Genomic DNA, 16,932 nt, shown 5'->3' with positions numbered 1-16,932 from the left:
TGACCTTGAAAGCCCCTCGCAAACGGGAGATAGTCATGTCATTCGGTGCCGCCATCAAATCGGTCTTCAGTCAGTACGTCGGTTTCACGGGTCGGGCCCGCCGGTCTGAGTACTGGTGGTTCGCTCTGTTCTCCATCCTCGTCGGTATTGTCGCGGCCATTCTGGACAGCGCTCTCGGATTGACCTTCGTGGACGGTTCGACGAGCGGTGTCATCGGTCTTATCGCCTCCCTGGTGCTGCTGCTGCCGACGCTCGCTGTCGCGGTGCGGCGCCTGCACGACACCGACCGGACGGGGTGGTGGGTGCTGATCGGCCTGGTGCCGCTCGTGGGCGCCATCGTCCTGATCGTGTTCTTCGTGCAGGACGGCACGCCCGGAGCCAACCGTTTCGGCCCCAGCCCCAAGGGCTGACCGCTTTCCGCGCCACACCGCGCGCGGATCCGAGACCGGGCAGGAAGGTCCCCTTCCGACAGGGCTGTCGGAAGGGGACCTTCGTCGTCGAGGTGCCCGCGGCGCACGCCGATGAGGACGACGCCTGCGCCCAGAAGCCGCAGACGGTCAGCCGACCGGGTTGCCGATCTTGTCGCGTTCGAGGGCGGTCCGCAGCATCCGCAGCGCGTCCGCCGCGGCGTCGAACTGTGCGGGTCCGAGTGCTGCCTGGATGAGTTCGGTGATGGTCGCGAAGGTGCTCTCCGCGTCGTCGACGAGGGCGCGGCCGGCGTCGGTAAGTTCCAGCAGCGAGGAGCGTCGGTCCGCGGGGTTGGGGATGCGCCTGACCCACCCCCGTCCCTCCAGGCGGTCGACACCTTTGCTTGTCGCGCCGACGCCGATGGCGAAGAACTCGGCGAGGTCGGCGACGCGTGCGCCCGGGTGCGCGCGTAGATGGCGCAGGAACTCGAACTGCGATGCCGCGATCCCGTGTCGGCTCCGCTGCAGGTCGTTCAGCATGTTGTAGAGGCGGGTCTCGCACCGGACCAGATCACTGAAGAACGTCGCAGTTGCCGCCGTCGCAGGGTCATTGCATGCCGTGGCAGGTAAATTATCTTCCACGGCATGTAGATTACGGCAGGGCCTCGAAGGAGTACCACCATGAGCAAGGCACAGCGCGCAACCATCGACGCCATGCTGCGGCGCGGCTCGCAGGGCTTCACCCCACTCCCGATCGAGCAGATGCGCCGCGACTTCGCGGAGCTGATGGCGATGTTCCCGGTACCGAAGGTGCGCACGTCCGACACGACGCTCGGCGAACGGGCCGCGGTGCTCGTGGAACCGGAGGGCGAGACACGTCCGGGCACCATCCTGTACTTCCACGGCGGCTCGTTCTCCGTCGGCTCTCCGCGGACGGCGATGGGGCTGACCGCCAGCCTGGTCCTCCGGACCGGATTCCGCGCGCTGTCACTGGACTACCGGCTCGCGCCGGAACACCCGTTCCCCGCCGCGATCGAGGACTGCCTCGACGCGTACCAGGCGCTGCTGGACGCCGGGGTGAACCCACAGTCCATCGCCTTCGCCGGCGACTCGGCAGGTGGTGGCCTGTCCGTGACGACCACGCTCGCCGCGAGAAGGGCCGGACTGCCGATGCCCGGCGCCATCGTCGCGTTCTCACCCGGTCTCGACCACACCCGCACGGGCGCGAGCATGACGACCAAGGCCGGTGTCGACCCCCTCTTCACCAGCGAGAGCATGGCTCACACGGGCGCGCTGTACCTCGGCGGGCAGGATCCGAACCAGGAACTGCTCGCCCCGGCGGTCCTGGCCGATCTGACCGGCTTCCCGCCGCTGCTGCTGCAGGTGGGAACCAACGAACTGCTGCTCGACGATTCGGTACGGCTCGCCGAACGCGCCCGTGACGCCGAGGTCGACGTCATCCTCGACATCACGGCCGGGGTACCGCACGTGTTCCAGTCCTTCGTCGGTCAACTCGACGAGGCGGACCATGCGCTCGACCGCGCCGCCCTGTTCCTCAGCCAGCAGCTGAGCGCCTGAGGCGACGACCTCGTTGCGGCGGACCCGACCTCACAGGTGGGTGCGGAGGAAGTCGAGCTCCAGCGGCAGCAGCCGCTCGGCGGTGCCGTTCGCGGCCATGTGGGTGGCGCCGGTCAGCGGCAGCACGGCGTGCGGGCGGCCGGTGCTCAGCAGGGCCGCGGAGAGCCGGAGCGTGTGCGCGGCCACCACGTTGTCGTCGGCCAGGCCGTGCACCAGCAGCAACGGGCGGGCCTGGTCCGGCCCGGTGACCGGCTCCGCCGCCAACTCGATCAGCGAGTGGTGCGCGTACACGTCCGTGCCGTCCTCCGGCAGGCCGAGATAACGCTCGGTGTACGCGGTGTCGTACAGCGCCCAGTCGGTCACCGGTGCGCCCGCGATCCCGCACTTGAACAGCTCCGGGTGGCGCAACACCGCCAACCCGGCCAGCCACCCGCCGAACGACCAGCCGCGCACCCCCACCCGGCCCAGGTCCAGGTCCGGATGCTTGCCGGCGAGCGCGGTCAGCGCGTCGATCTGGTCGGTCAGGATCACGTCGGCGACCCGCCGGTGGATCGCCTTCTCGAACGACGGCGCCACGCCCGGCGTACCCCGGTTGTCGATCGTGACCACCGCGAACCCGGCGTCGGCCCACCACTGCCGCTCCAGCCACGCGGCCCGGGCCGCCACCACCTCCTGGTGTCCCGGACCGCCGTAGATGTCCAGCAGCACCGGCAGCCGCCGGCCCGTCACATGGTTGTCGGGGTAGAGCACCGCCGCCGGCAGCCGCCGGTCGGTCACCCGCTCCAGCAGGGGCAGCGGAGAGTACGGCGGGTTGGCGGCCAGTGATCGCAGCTCGGCCAGCTCCTGCCCGCCGCGCGACACCGTCCACCGCACCCCGGCATGGTCCAGCGAGGCGGTCCCCACCACCAGGACGTCCCCGCCGACGGCAGCGGTGTGCCAGCCCGAGTCGGTGGTGAGCCGCCGGGCGTCCACCCCGCCCCCGATTGTCGTACGGACCCGGAACAGGTGCCGCTCGCTCGGCTCGCCGTCACTCGCCTCGACCAGCAGGTCGGCGGGACCGCTGACGGCCGGCAGCCGGCCCACCACCCGCCGCACGTACAGCGACGGGGGAGTGAGCAGGGTGCCGTCGGCGAACAGACAGCGGGCGTCGTACCCGTCGTGGGCCAGTTCGCCGCCGACCAGCACCCGGCCGTCGGGCAGGTGGGCAGGTGTGCCGGCGATCGGCTCCACCCAGCGCGGATCGGCCAGCTCGGCGTGCACCTGCGTCTCACCGGTGCGCGGGTCCACCGCGAGCACCAGGCCGTGCTGCTGCGAGCGGCGCAGCACGGTGATCAGCGGGCTGCCCTCGCCCCAGCTCACCCCGGTCAGGTACGGGTAGGTCTCGCGGTCCCAGTGCACGTCGACCCAGCCGTCGTCCAGGTCCAGCAGGTGCAGGCTGACCTCGGCGTTCGGGCCGCCGGCCCGGGGATACGCGACGGCCGTCGGCGGGCTGGCCGGCTCGGCCGGGTCGTGCAGGTGCCAGCGGTCCAGCCGGGACTCGTCCACCCGGGCGGCGAGCACCATCCGCCCGTCCGGGGCCCACCAGTAGCCCCGGTACCTGCCGAACTCCTCAGCCGCGATGTGCTCGGCCAGACCCCAGCTGACTCCGGCGTCCTCGCCGGCCAGCAGGGTGTCCGTGCCATCGGCCTCGATGACGCGCAGCTCACCCCGGCGCACGCCACCGGCCGCGTCGGTCACGTACGCCAGGCGTTCCCCGGTCGGATCCGGTCGAGGATCCAGCACCGGACCGACGGCGGCCACCTCCACCACGTCACCGTGCACCAGATCGGCCCGGAACAGCCGACCGGCCAGCGCGAACACCGCGATCCGGCCGGCGGCGTCCAACGCGTACGAGCCGATGCCGGCGGCGGTGAGCCGCAGCCGTTCCCGCAGCGCCCGCTCACCCGGGGAGAGCGCCCGCACGTCACCCTCGGCGCCCAGCAGGGTCGCCGGGTCGGCCACCAGGCGTTCCTCGCCGGTCGCCACGTCCAGCAGCCAGAGCGCGTCCGCCGGATCCTCCGGGCCGGCGGAGCGCAGGAAGATCACCCGGGAGCCGTCTTCGGCCACGGAGACGGCGCGCGGCGCACCGTGGCTGAACCGGCGGGTGCGGGCGGCCAGCTCCGGAAAGTCCACAGGCCAAATCGTAGAGCCGCGCCGGGCGTGATGTGGCCGACCTGGGCGGACGCGTCGACGACCCGGGGAGAGAACCGCCAGTTAGAGTGACCGTCGTGACGACGTTGCCCGACCGCCGCCTGCTGCTGGTCCACGCGCACCCCGACGACGAGTCGATCGGCACCGGCTCGACCATGGCCCACTACGCCGCCGCCGGCGCACACGTCACGCTGGTGACCTGCACCCTCGGCGAGGAGGGCGAGATCCACGTACCGGCCCTCGCGCAGCTCGCCGCCGCGGAGGCCGACCAGCTCGGCGGGTACCGGATCGCCGAGCTGGCCGCCGCCTGCGCCGCGCTCGGCGTCAGCGACCACCGTTTCCTCGGTGGCGCCGGCCGTTACCGCGACTCGGGGATGATGGGCCTCGCGACGAACGACCACCCCCGCGCCTTCTGGCAGGCCGACCTCGACGAGGCCGCCGGGCACCTGGTGGAGGTCATGCGGGAGGTACGCCCCCAGGTGCTCATCACGTACGACCCGAACGGCTTCTACGGCCACCCCGACCACATCCAGGCGCACCGGGTGGCGATGCGCGCCGTCGAGCTGGCCGCCGTCGAGGGCTGCGCCCCGGCGAAGGTCTACTGGACGGCGATGCCGCTCAGCGTGCTGGAGGCCGGCATGGCGCACTTCGCCGAATCCTCGGACAACCCGTTCGCCGGCATCCGAGACCTGGCCGAGCTGCCCTTCGGCACCCCGGACGACCAGATCGCCGCCCGGATCGACGGCACCGACCAGCACGCGGCCAAGGAGGCGGCGATGCGGGCGCACGCCACCCAGATCCCGGCCACCTCCTGGCTCTACTCGATCGCCGGCAACTTCGGGGGCGAGTTCATGGGCGTGGAGTTCTTCACCCTCGCGGTCGGCGCGAAGGGCCCGGGCGTCGGCCCGTACGGCTGGGAGGACGACCTCTTCGCCGGGCTGCCCTCGGAGGTTCCCGTGGACCGGTCCCCGGTCGCGGCGGCCGGTCTCCGGTGACGCTCCCCGCCGCGCCGATGTCGGTAGTGAACGACCAGGACACCCCGCCCGAGGCGGGGCCACCGCCGCGACTGCTGGACCTGGGTCTGCGGCTGGCCGGCGCGGTCGTCGTGATGGTGGCGGGGGTCGTGACCGGTGTGCTGGAGCTGCTGCTCGCCACCCTCCGGGTCGGTGGGCAGCTCATCGGGGTCTCGGCACTGCTCGCCGTCGGCGCCAACATCGTGCTGAGCTGGTTCGCGCACGAGGCGGTCGGCCGTCGCTGGGCGGTGGCGCTGCCGGCGGTGCCGTGGTTCGCCCTGATGGCGGTGGCCGCCATCCGCACCACCGAGGGCGATCTGCTGCTGGCCGGTGACAACTGGGTCGGCCTGGCGATGATCGTGGCCGGCGCGATGACGTTCGCCGTGATGGGTTTCCGGCAGATCCTCGCCCCGCCGCCCACGCTCGGTCGTTGGTGACGCCACACAGCTACGGGTGGTAGATATTCCTGCCAGGGATGTGGCCCCGCAGACGGGGCGTACGGCAGGAGGTCGTGCGATGGACAGACGGTGGCGGACCATCGGGGTGCTCGCGGGAGGGCTGTTCGCGGTCAACCTGGTCGCCCGGCTGGTCACCCGGTTCGCTTTCGACGGTGACGACGCCGCGGCCGACCGGGTGTCGCTGGCGATGTTCGTGGTGATCGGATTGACCATGGCCGCGATCGCCTTCCGCTGGGGACGCGCGCGGCCGCTGGCCGTGTGGGCGGGCGACGTGGCGGTCGTGGTGCTGGTGGCCATGGCCCTGACCGTGCTGGTCGGCCCGCTGGTTGTCGGTCACAACCCGTTCGCCGACGGCGCGGGCACGTTCTTCGCCCAGATCTGGCTCTACCTGCTCGCCACCGGCCTCGGGACCATGATCGGATACCTGGTCGCGACCACCCTCGGTCTCGACCACCGCTCTCAGCAGCTCAAGCGGTACGCCGAGGTCAAGGCGGCCAAGCCCCGCCGCGTGGTCCGCCGCTGACGCCCCCCGCCGATCTTGCACTTTCGGTCGTCGATACGGGCGGAATGCCCCAGTGCGCCGCGGCAGAAAGTGCAAGATCGGCGAACGGGGAGGGTGCGGGTCGGTCAGGCTGGGGCTACCCGGGTCAGGTAGGTGTGGTGGGTGGTGAAGCCGAGCGTCCGGTAGAGCGCCACCGCAGCGGCGTTGTGCTGCTCCACCTGGAGAAACGCGTGTGTCGCGCCGGCAGCGGCGCCCCAGGCGGCCAGCTCGCCGATCACGCGGCGGGCCAGCCCCTGCCGACGTAGCGCCGGCAGCACCTCGATCAGGCTGAGGCCCAACCAGCGGCCCTCGCCGGTCACCGTGCCCCGGCCGATCGCCACCAGCGTGCCGTCGACGTACCCGTGGGCGAACCGGACCTGGTCCACCGCGGTGAGCACGTGCCGGGCGGCGTCCGGCAGACCACCCTTGCGGCCGGCGGCGACCGCGAGCCAGTCCGCGCTCGGCGCGGTCACCACCTCGACCACCGCACCGCCCGGCTCGCCGACCGCGATGCCCGGCCGGCCGAGCTCGGAACGCTGCGCACCGACGCCAACGCGCGGCCCGCCGACGGTCCCGCCCGGCTCGGCCGTCGACACGCCCGGGGTACGGGCGGCGGGCGTCGCCAGGGGGAGCGGCGCGGTCTGCACGAGTGTCGGTGGGCGGCTGTCCCAGCCGCGTTCGTCCAGCTCGGCGCCGACCGGCGCGGCGAGCGGCAACGGCGTGTTGATCATCGCCGGCCGGCCCCGGTCGGCGTACCAGCGCTCGACCGCGTCCACCGCCGCCGGCAGCGGTCGGTCCGGATCGCCGATCGGCAGTGCCGAGTTGGCCCGGCCGGTCCAGCCCTCGGCCGAGCGCAGCAGCCAGTCGCCGAGCCGGCCGCGCGTCGGCGCCGGCCAAGCCTCGTCGGCGGCCCGTTCGAGCGCCACCACCGCGGCGGCGGTCGGCCGGCGGGTCGGCGGCACCCGCTTGGCCCGGTGCACCTGCGCCACCGGAACCCGCAGCGGGCCCTGCGCCGTGGCGAGGGTGAGATGAGTCTCGCTCAACTCCACCAGCTCGCCGAGGGCGTCAGAAAACAGCGGGCGGCCTTCGCGAATCCCCACAATCCGGCGGACCACGATCCGGTGTCCCACATCCTGCTGTCGGAGCACGATCGACCCCCTCCCCGGCGAGATACTAGGCTCTTACCGTCGCGGGAGATCGCGGCGCGTCTTGCGGAGGAGAAGACCGGTGACCTACATCATCGCCGAGCCGTGCGTGGATGTGCTCGACAAGGCATGCATCGAGGAGTGCCCGGTCGACTGCATTTACGAGGGCAATCGGATGCTCTACATCCACCCCGACGAGTGCGTCGACTGTGGTGCCTGTGAGCCGGTCTGCCCGGTGGAGGCGATCTTCTACGAGGACGACGTCCCCGAGCAGTGGAAGGACTACACCGGCGCGAACTACGAGTTCTTCGAGGAGCTCGGCTCGCCCGGCGGCGCCTCGAAGATCGGCAAGGTGGAGAAGGACGCCACCTTCGTCGCCGCGCAGCCGCCGCGCGGCGAGGGCCACTGAACCGGCCCGCGCCGGTTTCGGCACGGCTGCCCGAGTTCACCTGGGACACCCTGGACGCCGCGGCCACGCTGGCCGCGGCGCATCCGGAGGGCCTGATCAACCTCTCCATGGGCACGCCTGTCGACCCGGTTCCGGCGGTGATCCGGCAGGCGTTGGCGGACGCGTCCAACGCCCCGGGTTACCCGCTGACCGCCGGCACCCCGGCGCTGCGCGACGCGATAGCGGCGTGGGTCGCCCGGGCCTGTGGTGCTGGCGTCGACGGTCTCGGCGTCCTGCCGACCATCGGCTCCAAGGAGCTGGTCGCCTGGCTGCCGACCCTGCTCGGCATCGGTCCCGGCGACGTGGTGGTCGTGCCGTCGATCGCCTACCCGACGTACGAGGACGGGGCCCGGCTGGCCGGCGCGACAGTGGTCCGCGCCGACTCGCTCACCGCTGTCGGGCCGACCTCGCGCGTCCGGCTGGTCTGGGTCAACTCGCCAGGTAACCCGACCGGGCGGGTGCTGCCCGCGGCGCATCTGCGCAAGGTCGTCGACTGGGCCCGGGAGCGCGGCGCGGTGGTCGCCAGCGACGAGTGCTACCTGCCGCTGGGCTGGTCGGCCGAGCCGGTGTCGGTGCTGTCGCCGCAGGTCTGCGGCGGCGACCACACCGGAGTGCTCGCCGTGCACTCGCTGTCCAAGCGGTCCAACCTCGCCGGCTACCGGGCCGGGTTCGTGGCAGGTGACCCGGCGCTCGTCGCCGAGCTGTTGAAGGTGCGCAAGCACGCCGGCATGATCGTGCCCGCGCCGGTGCAGGCCGCGATGGTGGCCGCCCTCCAGGACGAGGAGCACGCCGTCGAGCAGCGGGAGCGCTACCGCGCCCGGCGCGAGGTGCTGTCCGCCGCCTTCACCGGCGCCGGCTTCACGATCGAGCACTCGGAGGCGGGCCTCTACCTCTGGCTCACCCGCGACGAGGACTGCTGGGAGACTGTCGACTGGCTGGCTCGGCGCGGCATCCTGGTCGCTGCCGGTGTCTTCTACGGCCCCTCCGCGCAGCGGTACGTCCGGGTGGCGCTGACCGAGTCCGACGAGCACGTCGCGGCGGTCGCCGGCCGGCTGCGGGCCTGACCCCGGGCGGCCGGCCATGACCGACGGCGGCACCGGAGGGTACGCCAACGTGCGGGCGGCGGTGCTCGGCACCGGCCTGATCGGTGGCTCGCTGCTGCTGCGTCTCGCCGACGCCGGCCTGGACGTCGCCGGGTGGGATCCGGACCCGGTGACGCGGGAACGGGCCCGGGAGCGCGGTGTGACGGCTCCGGCCACCATCGAGCAGGCCGTCGCCGGCCGGGACGTGGTCTTCCTCTGCGGTCCGCTGCCCACCCTGCCCCGGACGCTGGCCCAAGTGGCCGACCTGACCGCGCCGGGATGTGTGCTCACCGACGTCGGCAGCACCAAGGGCGAGGTGGCCGCGGCCGCCTACCGGCTGGGGCTCACCGACCGTTTCGTACCCGGGCACCCGATGGCGGGCGCGGAGTCCGCAGGCCTGACGGCGGCCTCCCCGGCGCTGCTCACCGGTGCGGCCTGGGTGCTCTGCCCGGCGACGGGTGCCGCGACGCTCGCCTTCCGCTGGCTGACTGGCCTGCTGGTCGAGCTGTTCGAGGCCCGGGTGGTGCCGATGTCCGCGCCGGCGCACGACTCGGTGGCCGCGCTCGCGTCGCACGTGCCGCACCTGTTGGCCGGCGCGCTGGCCGGGGCGGTGCAGCGGTCGCCGCTGCGCGACGCCGTGCTGGCGCTGGCCGCGGGCAGCTTCTCCGACGGCACCCGGGTCGCCGGCACACCTGCCGAGCGGACGGCGAACATGCTGCTCGGCAACCGCGAACGGGTCCTGCGCGAGCTGGCCGAGGTCCGGGTGCTGCTGGACGAGTTGGCCGGCGCGCTGAGTGCCGGCGACGCGCCCGCGCTCACCGCCGGGTACGCGCAGGCCGGCGCGGCGCGGTCGGCGTTGCGGGGCCGCCGGTTCGCCCCGGCGGACCGCGAGTTCCCGGCCGGCGGCGACCATGCCGTCGAGGTGGCCTGGCTGCGCGGGTTGGGCGACGCCGGCGGCCACCTGACGGGCTGCCGGATCGGCTCGGACGTCGTCTCCTACCCGGCGTGGCTGCCGGTGCCTGACTAGGCTGGCAGGCATGGCGACGGACGGCCCGGTTGTGCAGGTGCGTGGCGAGGCGACCCGGGAGGTGCCGCCCGAGTTGGCGCGGTTCGCGGTCACCGTGACGGCCCGCGCCCGGGATCGGGAGGCGACGCTGACGCAGCTCGCCGAGCGGGCGGCCGCCGTCCGGGTGCTGCTGGACGCCTCGGAGCCGGCGGTGGCCCGGCGGGAGGCCGGCGACCTGTGGGTCCGGCCGCAGACCAAGCGCTCGGGTGAGCGTGTCGTGGGCTGGCTCGGCAGCGTCACCACGACGGTCACCGTCACCGACTTCACCGCTCTGGGCGAGCTGATGCTCCGGCTGGCCGACCAGGACCAGGTCGAGGTGGCCGGCCCCTGGTGGGAGCTGCGTCCGGACAGCCCGGCGTACCGCGAGGCGCGGCACGCCGCGATCAACGATGCGCTGCTGCGCGCCCGGGAGTACGCCGAGGCGCTCGGCGCCCGCGTCACCGCGTTGATCGAGCTGGCCGACTCCGGTCCGGGGGACCGGCCGATGTTCGCCCGCGCGGCCTTCGACGTCGGGGGCGCCGGCGGCGGGGCACCCGAGCTGGAGCTGGATCCGCGGCCGCAGACCGTGCAGGCGGCGGTGCAGGCCCGGTTCACGATCAGCGATCCGGTGCTGGGCTGATGCCGCCGGCCCGGGTGCTGGCCGTCGAGGAGCTGGTGGCGCGGGCGCGGTCACTTGCCGACGCCGGCCCGCGGCAGCTGCTCGGCATCACCGGGGCGCCCGGGGCCGGCAAGTCCACCCTGGCCGAGCGGATCGTCGCCGAGGTCGGGCCGAGCGCCCGGCTGGTGCCGATGGACGGCTTCCACCTGGCCCAGTCGGAGCTGGTCCGGTTGGGCCGCGCCGACCGCAAGGGCGCGGTCGACACCTTCGACGCCAACGGGTACGTGTCACTGCTGCGCCGGTTGCGCCGGCTGGAGCCGACCTCGGTGTACGCGCCGGAGTTCCGCCGCGAGATCGAGGAGCCGGTGGCCGGGGCGATCGAGGTGCCGCCGTCGGTGCGCCTGGTGGTGACCGAGGGCAACTACCTGCTGGTGCCGGACTTTCCGTGGCAGGAGGTCCGGACGCTGCTGCACGAGGCGTGGTTCCTCGACCTGGACGTCGAGCTGCGCCAGCGCCGGTTGACCGCTCGGCACGAGGCGTACGGGCGGTCACCGGAGCAGGCGCGGGCCTGGGCGTTGGGCAGCGACGAGGCCAACGCGACCCACGTCATCCCCACTGCCGACCGGGCCGACCTGGTGGTCCGCCTGCCCGACCCGCCGGTGACCTGAACGGCAGTCGTCACTGCTCGCCGCGGTCGTCGCGGGTCATGTCCCCGGTGGTGGGCGTTCCCTCATCGAGCCGGTACCGCAGGAGCACCGCGCCCTTGGCGGAGGTGGCGGGCGGCTCGACGAGGGTCAGGTTGGCCGGTACGGCCCCGCCGTCGAACACCTTCTTGCCGACGCCCAGCACGATCGGGAAGATCCACAGGTTGAGCCGGTCGAAGAGGCGTTCGCGCAGGAGCGTCTGGACCAGGTTCAGGCTCCCGATCACGTGGATCTTCTCGTGCCTGTCCCGCAGCTCGCGTACGGCGCTGCCCAGGTCGGGGCCCAGCTGGGTCGAGCCGGCCCAGCCCAGATCCGGGTTGCCCCGCGAGGCGACGTACTTCGGGATGCGGTTGAACAGGGTGGCGATGTCGCCGTCGACCCCGTCGCCCTGCTTCGGCCAGTAGCCGGCGAAGATGTCGTACGTCCGGCGGCCCAGCAGCAGCGCGTCCATGCCCTGCATGCCCTCCATGACCTGCTGGCCGCCCGTCTCGTCGAACAGCGGCGCCTGCCAGCCTCCGTACGGGAAGCCCTCCGGGTCCTCGTCGGGACCACCCGGCGCCTGACCGACCAGGTCGAGTGTCGCGAACAGGTCGATGTGGATCGTTCCCATGCTGGTCTCCTAGTCGAGGTCGCGGACCGGTCGGGCCGGGTTGCCGACCGCGACCACGTTGGCGGGCAGGTCGCGGGTCACCACCGCTCCGGCGCCGACGACGGTGTTCGCGCCGATCGTCACTCCCGCGAGCACTATCGCGCCGCCGCCGAGCCACACATTGTCGCCGATGGTGATCGGTTTGGCGGCCTCCCACTTGTCGCGGCGCGGGTCGGGTTCCACCGGGTGGGTCGGGGTGAGGAGCTGCACGTTCGGTCCGACCTGGACGTCCGCGCCGAGGGTGATCGCCGCGACGTCGAGGAAGACCGCGTTGTAGTTGACGAAGCTGCGGGGGCCGATCCGGATCTGCCGGCCGTAGTCGCAGTAGAACGGTGGACGGACCCAGGTGCCCTCACCGAGCTCGCCGAGCAGGTCGCGCAGGGCCGCGAGCCGCTGCGCCGGATCCGCCGCGGGGCTGGTGTTGAAGCGTTCCATCAACCGGGCGGCCCGGTCCAGGTCGGCGATGAGCTCGGGATCGTCGGCGAGGTAGGGCTCACCCGCGAGCATCTTGTCCTTCATGGAGGTCACCCGGTCGATGATGCCCGCTGACCTGCCATCCGTTGGCAGGTCCGTCATATTCTGGCCCTCTTTTATGCATACTCGGTATGTAATACTGTCGGTGGTCAATGCGTCTCTTCTGGTTACAACGCTCCACCAAGGAGGATCCGTTGCATCGACGCAGCAGAATGACCGCAGCCATCGCCGCCGCAGCCCTCGTGCTGGGCACTCCGGTGATCGCCGCGGCTCAACCACCCGCCAGCGCCACCAAGCCCACCAACGCCGCCACGGGCGCCGCGCCGCGCGCCGCGTCCACGACCACAGTCACCCTGCTCACCGGAGACCGGGTCACCGTCACCGACTCCGGGTCCGCCTCCGTACGCCCCGGTCCGGGGCGTACGCACCAGCGGTTCCTCACCACCCGTGACCGTGGCCACCTCACGGTGCTGCCGCAGGACGCCCTGCCCCTGGTTCGCGCCGGCCGGGTCGACAGGCGGTTGTTCGACGTGACCGGGCTGATCGACGCCGGCTACGACGACGCCCGCCGCACCGGTCTGCCGGTGCTGGTGACCGGCAACGCGGGTGCCCGGAAACGCTCCGCGGCACCGGCCGGGCTGACCGTCACGGCGGAGTTGCCGGCCATCGGCGGGTTCGCCGCGACCGCCGACAAGCAGCAGGCCACCACGGTCTGGGCGGCGCTGACCGGCGCCGGTGCCCGGGTCGGCACGGCGGGGGGCGCCGACCGGATCTGGCTCGACGGCCGTCGTCAGGTCACCCTCGACCACAGCGTGCCGCAGATCGGCGCCCCGGCCGCGTACGAGGCCGGCTTCACCGGTCGGGGCGTCCGCGTGGCGGTGCTGGACACCGGGATCGACGCCAGCCACCCCGACCTGAGCGGTCGGATCGCCGAGGCGCGGAACTTCACCGAGGCCACCGACACCGACGACACCGTCGGCCACGGCACGCACGTCGCCTCGATCATCGCGGGTAGTGGCGCCGCCTCCGGTGGCAAGTACCACGGTGTCGCTCCGGACGCCACGCTGCTCAACGGCAAGGTCTGCGAGGAGGGCGGCTGCATGGAGTCGGCGATCCTGGCCGGCATGCAGTGGGCGGCCGCCGACCAGCACGCCGATGTGATCAACATGAGCCTGGGCGGCACCGACACACCGGACGTCGACCCGTTGGAGGCGGCCGTCGAGTCGCTGACCGCGCAGACCGGCACGCTCTTCGTCCTCTCCGCCGGCAACGACGGCACGGACGGCTCGATCGGCTCGCCGGGCAGCGCCGACGCGGCGCTCACCGTCGGCGCGGTGGACCGCGACGACGCCCTCGCGGACTTCTCCAGCCGTGGCCCAAGGGTGGGCGACGGCGGGCTGAAGCCGGACCTGACCGCCCCCGGGGTCGACATCGTCGCCGCCCGTGCCAAGGGCGCGCAGATCGGCGAGCCGGTGGGGGAGGGATACCTCGCGCTCTCCGGCACCTCGATGGCCGCGCCGCACGTCACCGGCGCGGTGGCGCTGCTCGCCCAGCAGCACACGGGTTGGGCGGCGGCCCAGCTCAAGGCGACCCTGATGGCCTCGGCCAAGCCGCACCCGGAGCAGACCGCCTTCCAGCAGGGCGCCGGCCGGGTCGACGTGGCCCATGCGATCACCGAGCGGGTGACCAGCACCCCGGTCAGCGTCTCGTTCGGTCAGCCGGCCTGGCCGCACGACGACGACACCCCGGTCGCCCGGCAGGTCGACTGGCACAACGACGGTCCGGCCCCCCTCACCCTCGACCTGACCCTGGAGGTGATCGGCCCGGACGGCCAACCGGCTCCGGCCGGCATGTTCTCCCTCGGGGCGGGCCAGGTCACCGTGCCCGCCGGCGGCACGGCGGGCACCACTGTCACAGTGGACACCCGCATCGGGACGGACGGCTACTGGACCGGCCGCATCGTGGCCCGATCCGGCACCGCCGTGGCGGTCACCCCGATAGCGGTGAACCGGGAGGTGGAGAGCTACCAGCTCACCGTCCGGCACCTCGATGCCAGCGGTGCGGCAGCCAGCGACCACGTCACCACGCTGATCGACCTGGACACCCTCGGCAGTCGCAACCTGTACGACCCGGACGGCACCGTCGAGGTCCGCGTGCCGAAGGGTCGCTACGCGCTGGCCAGCATCGTCTTCGGAGACGACGTCGCTGCCCAACTGGTCCAGCCGGAGCTGGTGCTCGACGGGGACACCACAGTCACCGTCGACGCCCGCACGGCACGGCCGGTGCGGACGACCATCCCGGAGCGGACGGCAGTCCCGGATCTGGTGGACATCGGCGCGAACTTCATCGGCGCGGACGACAGCTCCTACGGCTTCGGTCTGCTCGGGTTGGACTTCACCGGGCTGGCCACCGGGCACCTCGGCCGGGTGGTCTCCGGCGCACGGTTCTTCGGCACGGTGAGCAGCCAGTGGCGCAAGCCGGAGGTGGCCAGCAGCCCCTACCTGTACGCGCTCAGCGAGAAGATCCCCGGGAGGATGCCGACTGGTTTCGACAAGACCTACCGCGCTCGGGACCTGGCCACGGTCACCCACGAGTTCCGGGGTGGCTACCCCGGCCTGCTCTCCGAGCGGGTGGTCTTCCCGCACCTCGAACCGGACCTGGGTGGCTGGGCTACGGTCCTGCCCACCGCCGTGCCCGGGCAACGCGTCGAGCACTACAACACCAACGGTCTGCGCTGGTCCTCCGAGCTGACGTTCGGCGTACCCACCGACGAGGGGTGGCTCGACACCAAGGCGGTGCTGGAGGCCGAACCGAAGGCGTACCGGGCCGGCCGGCACGTCCGGGAGACCTGGAACAGCGCGCCGTACGGGCCGTCCTTCCCCGCGCCGCGCTGGCCGGGCCAGGGCGTCACCCGCCTCGGTGACGAGATCCTGGTGAGCCTTCCGCTGCACAGCGACGCCGACGGCCACGCCGGCGGGTCGATCACGGACGCCGGCCGGACCGCCCTCTACCGCGACGGCGTCCTGGTCGACGAGCTGACCGAGCCGGGTTACGGCCAGTTCACGGTGCCGCCCGGCGTAGCGAACTATCGGCTGGAGGTGTCGGCGAAGCGCAGCTTCACCGACCTGAGCACCGAGGTCGGGGCGACGTGGACGTTCCGGTCCGGGCACGTGCCCGGCGACGACTACCGGCCACTGCAGGTGTCGGCGATCCGGTTCGCGCCTCCGCTGGACGGGAACAACGCCGCAGCGGCCGGTCGGAGTCTGGTCATCCCGGTGCAGGTGCAGCCGCAGCCCGGTGTCCCCGGATCGCGCGTGACCGGGCTGCGGGTGGACGTCTCCTACGACGGCGGGCGTACCTGGCAACCCGCCCGGGTCCGGCACGGCGGCCACGGTTGGACGGCCACCGTCCGGCATCGGGCGGCACCCGGCCACGTGTCCCTGCGGGCCACCGCCCGGGACGCCGCCGGCAACACGGTGACCGAACGGATCATCCAGGCGTACCGGTTGCGCTGAGGCGTACCCCCGCCGGGTCCGCGGCCGAGTGCCGCGGACCCGGCGGGGTCGTCAGTCGTTGGCGTGCAGGGCGGCGTTCAGTTCGATGCCCCGGCCGGTGCGCGGGCGGGCCTCCAGCGCGCCGGTCACCGAGTTGCGCCAGAACAGCAGGCCGTCGACGCCGGACAGGTCGCGGGCCTTGACCACGCGACCGTCCGGGAGGGTGATCTTCGACGCGGCGGTGATGTAGCAGCCGGCCTCGACCACGCAGTCGTCGCCGAGCGAGATGCCGACACCGGCGTTCGCGCCGATCAGGCTCCGCTCGCCGATGCTCACCTTCTCGGTGCCGCCACCGGAGAGCGTGCCCATGATCGAGGCGCCGCCGCCGATGTCGGAGCCGTCGCCGACCAGCACGCCCTGCACGATCCGCCCCTCGACCATCGAGGTGCCGACGGTGCCGGCGTTGTAGTTGACGAAGCCCTCGTGCATCACTGTGGTGCCGGCGGCCAGGTGCGCGCCCAGGCGGACCCGGTCGGCGTCGGCGATCCGCACGCCGGAGGGCACCACGTAGTCGGTCATCCGGGGGAACTTGTCCACCCCGTACACCGCCAGGTGCCGGCCGGCGGCCCGCTCGATCACCCGCAGCTCGTCCACCCGCTCCGGCGGGCACGGCCCGGCGGACGTCCAGGCCACGTTGGCCAGCTTGCCGAAGATGCCGTCGAGGTTGAGCTGGTTGGGCCGCACCAGGCGGTGCGACAGCAGGTGCAACCGGAGGTACGCGTCGGACGCGTCCTTGATCGGGTCGTCCAGCGAGCCGATCACGGTGACCACCTGCTCGGTACGCAGACCGGGCAGCGCCCGGTCGCCCAGCGCGCCCGGCGGCAGGTCCAGCACGTCCGACTCGCCCTCGCCGGCGACCAGCGGCAGCTCACCCAGGCCCAGCTTCCCGGTCGGATACCAGGTGTCGAGCACCTGCCCGTCGGCGGTGACGGTGGCCAGGCCGATGCCCCAGGCGGAATCTGCGGACGTCACTGTTACACCTCTCGGTCGCGGCCAGGCCGGCCTCGGCTCGCTCCTCGCGCTGA

Annotated in this window: 17 protein-coding genes; 11 read left to right on the top strand and 6 right to left on the bottom strand. The window is 72.8% G+C overall.

What is annotated here, in order from left to right; translation table 11 throughout:
- Nucleotides 1-35: 35 nt before the first annotated feature.
- Nucleotides 36-410, top strand: a complete 375-nt coding sequence (locus ACLQ27_RS08645; RefSeq protein WP_357495735.1) for a DUF805 domain-containing protein — start codon at nt 36-38, stop codon at nt 408-410.
- A gap of 147 nt (nt 411-557) precedes the next feature.
- Here ACLQ27_RS08645 and ACLQ27_RS08640 read toward each other — a convergent pair whose 3' ends face one another.
- On the bottom strand, nt 558-947 hold the full coding sequence (locus ACLQ27_RS08640; RefSeq protein WP_357495737.1) for a MarR family winged helix-turn-helix transcriptional regulator: 390 nt from the start codon (nt 945-947) through the stop codon (nt 558-560).
- Nucleotides 948-1,088: 141 nt separating this feature from the next.
- Between ACLQ27_RS08640 and ACLQ27_RS08635 the strand changes: the two genes are divergently transcribed.
- Nucleotides 1,089-1,985, top strand: a complete 897-nt coding sequence (locus ACLQ27_RS08635; RefSeq protein ID WP_357574642.1) for an alpha/beta hydrolase — start codon at nt 1,089-1,091, stop codon at nt 1,983-1,985.
- A 30-nt stretch (nt 1,986-2,015) separates the two neighbouring features.
- Here ACLQ27_RS08635 and ACLQ27_RS08630 read toward each other — a convergent pair whose 3' ends face one another.
- Entirely contained in the window at nt 2,016-4,157 is a 2,142-nt protein-coding gene (locus tag ACLQ27_RS08630) for a prolyl oligopeptidase family serine peptidase (RefSeq protein WP_425866241.1), read from the bottom strand.
- 86 nt (nt 4,158-4,243) lie between these two features.
- Here ACLQ27_RS08630 and mshB point away from each other — a divergent pair, with 86 nt between their 5' ends.
- From mshB to ACLQ27_RS08615, 3 genes are all read left to right on the top strand, one after another.
- On the top strand, nt 4,244-5,170 hold the full coding sequence (gene mshB, locus ACLQ27_RS08625) for an N-acetyl-1-D-myo-inositol-2-amino-2-deoxy-alpha-D-glucopyranoside deacetylase (RefSeq protein ID WP_357495743.1): 927 nt from the start codon (nt 4,244-4,246) through the stop codon (nt 5,168-5,170).
- Nucleotides 5,171-5,187: 17 nt separating this feature from the next.
- Complete coding sequence (locus ACLQ27_RS08620) at nt 5,188-5,625, top strand: hypothetical protein (RefSeq protein WP_234583822.1); 438 nt, start codon at nt 5,188-5,190, stop codon at nt 5,623-5,625.
- Between the two features lie 79 nt (nt 5,626-5,704).
- Nucleotides 5,705-6,169, top strand: coding sequence for a hypothetical protein (locus ACLQ27_RS08615; protein ID WP_425866238.1), 465 nt, complete (start codon nt 5,705-5,707; stop codon nt 6,167-6,169).
- A gap of 104 nt (nt 6,170-6,273) precedes the next feature.
- On the opposite strand, the gene ACLQ27_RS08610 is transcribed toward ACLQ27_RS08615, so the two are convergent.
- A complete protein-coding gene (locus tag ACLQ27_RS08610) occupies nt 6,274-7,335 on the bottom strand; it encodes a GNAT family N-acetyltransferase (protein ID WP_357495747.1) in 1,062 nt (353 codons plus the stop codon).
- Between the two features lie 79 nt (nt 7,336-7,414).
- Between ACLQ27_RS08610 and fdxA the strand changes: the two genes are divergently transcribed.
- Genes fdxA through ACLQ27_RS08585 form a run of 5 tightly spaced genes read left to right on the top strand, consistent with a single transcriptional unit; the run spans nt 7,415 to nt 11,194 of the window.
- On the top strand, nt 7,415-7,741 hold the full coding sequence (gene fdxA / locus ACLQ27_RS08605; protein ID WP_091422126.1) for a ferredoxin: 327 nt from the start codon (nt 7,415-7,417) through the stop codon (nt 7,739-7,741).
- Nucleotides 7,738-8,844: a succinyldiaminopimelate transaminase gene (gene dapC / locus ACLQ27_RS08600; protein ID WP_425866813.1), complete on the top strand. Its 1,107-nt coding sequence runs from the start codon at nt 7,738-7,740 to the stop codon at nt 8,842-8,844. The genes fdxA and dapC overlap by 4 nt, the downstream gene beginning before the upstream one ends.
- Before the next feature lie 16 nt (nt 8,845-8,860).
- The gene (locus ACLQ27_RS08595; RefSeq protein ID WP_425866236.1) at nt 8,861-9,889 is read left to right on the top strand and encodes a prephenate dehydrogenase; all 1,029 of its coding nucleotides are present in this window, start codon (nt 8,861-8,863) and stop codon (nt 9,887-9,889) included.
- Between the two features lie 10 nt (nt 9,890-9,899).
- Nucleotides 9,900-10,547, top strand: a complete 648-nt coding sequence (locus ACLQ27_RS08590; RefSeq protein ID WP_234583818.1) for an SIMPL domain-containing protein — start codon at nt 9,900-9,902, stop codon at nt 10,545-10,547.
- Nucleotides 10,547-11,194, top strand: coding sequence for a nucleoside/nucleotide kinase family protein (locus tag ACLQ27_RS08585; protein WP_425866234.1), 648 nt, complete (start codon nt 10,547-10,549; stop codon nt 11,192-11,194). Before ACLQ27_RS08590 ends, ACLQ27_RS08585 begins: the two co-directional genes overlap by 1 nt.
- Nucleotides 11,195-11,204: 10 nt before the next feature.
- Here the strand turns inward: ACLQ27_RS08585 and ACLQ27_RS08580 are convergent, their stop codons facing one another.
- Nucleotides 11,205-11,840, bottom strand: coding sequence for a dihydrofolate reductase family protein (locus ACLQ27_RS08580; protein ID WP_425866232.1), 636 nt, complete (start codon nt 11,838-11,840; stop codon nt 11,205-11,207).
- A 9-nt stretch (nt 11,841-11,849) separates the two neighbouring features.
- Nucleotides 11,850-12,407 (bottom strand): sugar O-acetyltransferase, encoded by a 558-nt coding sequence (locus tag ACLQ27_RS08575; RefSeq protein WP_357495757.1) that lies wholly within the window; start codon nt 12,405-12,407, stop codon nt 11,850-11,852.
- Nucleotides 12,408-12,565: 158 nt separating this feature from the next.
- Here ACLQ27_RS08575 and ACLQ27_RS08570 point away from each other — a divergent pair, with 158 nt between their 5' ends.
- Nucleotides 12,566-15,868, top strand: a complete 3,303-nt coding sequence (locus ACLQ27_RS08570) for a S8 family serine peptidase (protein WP_425866230.1) — start codon at nt 12,566-12,568, stop codon at nt 15,866-15,868.
- A 51-nt stretch (nt 15,869-15,919) separates the two neighbouring features.
- On the opposite strand, the gene dapD is transcribed toward ACLQ27_RS08570, so the two are convergent.
- Nucleotides 15,920-16,879 (bottom strand): 2,3,4,5-tetrahydropyridine-2,6-dicarboxylate N-succinyltransferase, encoded by a 960-nt coding sequence (gene dapD, locus ACLQ27_RS08565; protein ID WP_357495761.1) that lies wholly within the window; start codon nt 16,877-16,879, stop codon nt 15,920-15,922.
- Between the last annotated feature and the right edge of the window lie 53 nt (nt 16,880-16,932).

This window comes from Micromonospora sp. DT63 (genome assembly GCF_049841615.1).
In the GTDB taxonomy this organism is placed as follows: Bacteria; Actinomycetota; Actinomycetes; order Mycobacteriales; family Micromonosporaceae; genus Micromonospora.
This window is presented reverse-complemented; position numbering and strand designations above follow the sequence as displayed.